Consider the following 3,256-nt stretch of genomic DNA (forward strand, 5'->3'; position numbering starts at 1 on the left):
GGCGCTGTCCCGCTGTTCTGGACGGCGATGGGGCTGGCGGGGCTCGCGGGCGTGCTGACCGGGCCCGCCATCGGGCGCTACGGCCTGCGCGGTGTGCACACGGGGCTGTTCGCGGGGATGTCCGCTGCGGTGGGGCTGCTGGCCGTGGCGCCGGGTTCCCTGCCCGCCGTGCTGGGCTCGGCCGTGCTGTACGGGCCGTGCTTCATGGCGGGGTCGGGGCTGCTGGCGGTGTGGAGCCACCGGGTGTTCCCCGAGCAGCCGTCGACGGGGTTCAGCGCGACCGTCTTCTTTCTCGGCCTCGGCACCATGGCGGGGCCCGCGGGGGCCGGACTGTTGGCGGACGCCGTCGGGCTGCGGGGCGCGCTGTGGGCGACGGCGCTGCTGGGGGCGGGCTCGCTGGCGATGCGGCCCCGCACCCGCCCGGTACCCCGCGTCCGCGCCCGCCTCCGGCGGGGACCGCTGAGCCGTGCCGGACAGCGGTGAGCCGTTCCGGCCGTGGACCGGCCGTGAACCGGCCGCCTACGCTGGGCCCATGCCGACCGGCCCGCTCCCCGTGCCCCGTACCACCGCCGGGCGCAAGGCCCTGGACGCGCTGCTCGCCGCGCCCGGAGAGGCCCTGCTCGCCCTCGACTTCGACGGCACGCTCTCCCCGATCGTCCCGGACCCCGCGCGGGCCCGCGCGCACCCCGGCGCGGTGCCCGCGCTCGCCCGCCTCGCCCCGCAGCTGCGCGCCGTCGCCGTGGTGACCGGGCGGCCTGCCGAGGAGGCCGTCGCGCTCGGCGGCTTCGCGGGCGCTCCAGGGCTGGAGCGGCTCACCGTGCTCGGCGCGTACGGCGCGGAGCGGTGGGACGCGGCCTCCGGCGAGGTGGTTGCCGCCCCCGTCCCGCCGGGCGTCGCCGCCGTACGGGAAGAGCTGCCCGCGCTGCTGCGCGAGCTGGCAGCGCCGGCCGGGACGCGGATCGAGGACAAGGGGCGGGCGCTCGCCGTGCACACCCGGCGCACCGACGACCCGGACAGCGCGCTGGAGGGCCTGCGCGCCCCTCTCGTCGCGCTCGCCGAGCGGCGGGGGCTGCGCGCCGAGCCGGGCCGGATGGTCCTCGAACTGCGCCCGCCAGGCGCTGACAAGGGCGGGGCGCTCACGGAGTTCGTCCGGGAGACGGGCGCCGGAACGGTGGTGTACGGGGGCGACGACCTCGGCGACCTCGCCGCGTACGACGCGGTCGTCCGGCTGCGGGGGGAGGGGGTGCCGGGGCTTCTCGTGGCCGCCGCGGCGCAGGGCACCGGCGAGTCCGTCCCCGCGCTCACCGCGCGGGCCGACCTGCTGGTGCCGGGCCCGGACGGCGTCGTCGCCCTGCTCGATGCCCTGGCCGGTGCGCTGTCCCCCGCCCCGGACCCGGAGTGACGGCGCGCGGGCCGCGGCGAAGCCGCTGTGGACACGAGCCCCGCGCCCCTGCGCTGGCGCCCCGCAGAGGCGCGGGCAACTGCGCGCGCAACCCCGACGGCGCCGCAGCCGGCGACGGCACCAGTGCCGTGACCGGCAAGGTTCGCCCCGTCGCGCCGCCCGGCACGCACGCTCGCCGCACCGCACGAAAGCCCAAGTAGCCCCTCCCCACTCTCGGCTTCGCTCGAGCGGGGGGACCCCCATCGAGGGCTTCCGTGCGGCACGCCGAGAGCACGCACCGGACGCCCCATGCGCCGCACGGGGCTTTCGAAACACCCCCTAGCTCCGCAGCGCGTCGAGCTGGGCCAGGAACCAGCGGGCCGGCGGCAGCGCCGTCGCCGCCGCGGCCAGCCGCTTGGTGCGCTCGGCCCGGGGGCCGTGCGCCATCGTGAGGGCCGTGCGCAGGGCGTCCGCGGTCGCCCGCACGTCGTACGGGTTCACCGTGAGCGCGTCGTCGCCCAGCTCCTCGTACGCGCCCGCCTCGCGCGAGAGCACCAGCGCGCAGCCCTCGTCCGAGACGACCGGGATCTCCTTGGCGACCAGGTTCATCCCGTCCCGGATCGGGTTCACCAGCGCGACGTCCGCGAGCCGGTAGGCGGCGAGGGAGCGTGCGAAGTCGTCCTCGACGTGCAGCAGCACGGGCGTCCAGCCCGGTACACCGAAGGTGTCGTTGATCTCCCGGGCCACCCGGGCGACCTCGGAGGTGTAGTCGCGGTAGACCGCCAGGTCCTGGCGGGACGGGTAGGCGAAGGCGAGGTGCACCACGCGCTCGCGCCACTCGGGGCCGTCTTCGAGCAGCCTGCGGTACGCGTGCAGGCCGCGCACGATGTTCTTGGACAGCTCGGTGCGGTCCACCCGGACGATGGTCTTCCGCTCCGGGCCGCCGATCTGCTCCCGCAACTGGGCCATGCGCTCCGCGACGTCCGGGCGGTGCGCGCGCTCGCGCAGGAAGTCGGCGTCGGCGCCGAGCGCGTGCACCCCGATCGCGGTCGTGCGCCCCTCGTACGTCACCCGGAGGGGGTCGTGCTCCACCCGGGCGCCCAGCAGCCGGGCACAGCAGTCCGTGAACGCCTCCGCCCAGCGCCCGGTCAGGAACGCCGCGCGGTCCGCGCCCAGCACGCCGCGCAGCACCGCCTCGGCCACCGCGTCCGGCAGCAGCCGGTAGTAGTCCGGCGGCGCCCACGGGGTGTGGGAGAAGTGGCCGATCCGCAGGTCGGGGCGGCGGGCGCGGAGGAGCCCCGGGACGAGGACGAGGTGGTAGTCCTGGACCAGGACGGTGGCGCCGGGCGCCGCCTCCTCGGCGAGTGCGTCGGCGAAGGCGGCGTTGTACGCCTCGAACGCTGCCCAGTCGTGGGTGAAGCCGGCGTCGAACGCGGGCTCCAGCGGGGTCTGGTACAGCAGATGGTGCACGAACCACAGCACCGAGTTGGCCACCCCGTGGTACGCGGAGGCGAAGGTGTCCGGCGGGATGCCGAGCATCCGGACCGCCTGGCCGCCGGTGTCGGCCGGATCCAGCCGGGCGCCGTGCGCGCGGGCCGCCGCGCGGTCCCCGTCGCCGAGCGCCGCGCACACCCACAGCGCGTGGCCCCGCCCTGACGGGCCGATCGCGGAGAGGCCGGAGACCAGACCGCCGCCGCCGCGCTTCGGGACGAGCGTGCCGTGCTCGTCGGGGGCGTAGGTGACGGGCCCGCGGTTGGATGCCACGAGGACGTCCGGTTGTGCGCCTGTGACCATGTGCGGAGCCTAGCCCAGTGGCGACGGGCGGGCCATGGTGCCCCGAGGGGCGCCCGGGGCCGGTCAGCGGCGGGGCGGGAG

The 3,256-nt window shown here is 77.3% G+C and carries 3 protein-coding genes; 2 read left to right on the forward strand and 1 reads right to left on the reverse strand.

The annotated features are described in order from the left end of the window. Both G5C65_RS34180 and otsB read left to right on the forward strand, forming a co-directional pair. A partial coding sequence (locus tag G5C65_RS34180) for a YbfB/YjiJ family MFS transporter (RefSeq protein ID WP_165302948.1) occupies positions 1-483 on the forward strand: 483 nt, incomplete at its 5' end. 49 nt (positions 484-532) lie between these two features. Next, positions 533-1,402: a trehalose-phosphatase gene (otsB, locus tag G5C65_RS34185; RefSeq protein ID WP_165302949.1), complete on the forward strand. Its 870-nt coding sequence runs from the start codon at positions 533-535 to the stop codon at positions 1,400-1,402. A 318-nt stretch (positions 1,403-1,720) separates the two neighbouring features. Here the strand turns inward: otsB and G5C65_RS34190 are convergent, their stop codons facing one another. Beyond that, positions 1,721-3,175 carry an alpha,alpha-trehalose-phosphate synthase (UDP-forming) gene (locus G5C65_RS34190; protein ID WP_165302950.1) on the reverse strand — a complete coding sequence of 485 codons (1,455 nt, stop codon included), beginning with the start codon at positions 3,173-3,175 and terminating at the stop codon, positions 1,721-1,723. Between the last annotated feature and the right edge of the window lie 81 nt (positions 3,176-3,256).

Source organism: Streptomyces boncukensis (assembly GCF_011045075.1).
In the GTDB taxonomy this organism is placed as follows: Bacteria; Actinomycetota; Actinomycetes; order Streptomycetales; family Streptomycetaceae; genus Streptomyces; species Streptomyces boncukensis.